A 548-nucleotide genomic window follows, 5' to 3' on the forward strand; every position below is an offset into this window, starting at 1 on the left:
TACCTTATCCGGTCGGCATTAGACACAAATGCAGTGCTTGATGTATGCGGTGCATCCAGTGCCAATGGAGCAAATATACAGCTGTATGGAGAGAACGACGGAAATAACCAGATCTGGCGTGTTCAGGAATACAGCAGCGGACTTATGACCCTTTACTGTGTTGGAAGTGGCAAAGTAATGAGTGTTGGTGCCAATGCTCCAAAAAATGGACAGAATGTGCAGCAGTGGGTTGGCTACCAGGGACATCCGTTTAAATGGTATGCAGAGCCTTCCGGATCCATGAGCATTAACGGAGCAACGGTACCAACTTACCGGCTCCATTATCTTACATCACAGGGGTTTGTACTGGATGCTGCCGGAGGAAAGTCAACACCAAAGACCAATATACAGGTATATGCAAACAACGGTTCAAGGGCTCAGTTATGGGCCTTTCAGCCGTTTTCGATTCTTGCAAATAATTTACCGGTTCCTGAAAAGTTTGGGATATCAGTAAAACAAGGAACGTCGATCACTGATCATGAGATAACTGCCAATGGAGTGGCCTCTAT

1 protein-coding gene is annotated in these 548 nt (G+C 46.2%); it reads left to right on the forward strand.

Translation table 11 applies throughout. From position 1 onward, the window contains the following. Positions 1–548, forward strand: a 548-nt coding sequence (locus ACTQZS_RS15475) for an RICIN domain-containing protein (protein WP_441476607.1), incomplete at both ends; no start/stop codon positions are given.

It is taken from the genome of Bilifractor sp. LCP19S3_H10, assembly GCF_052119185.1.
GTDB lineage: Bacteria > Bacillota > Clostridia > Lachnospirales > Lachnospiraceae > Bilifractor.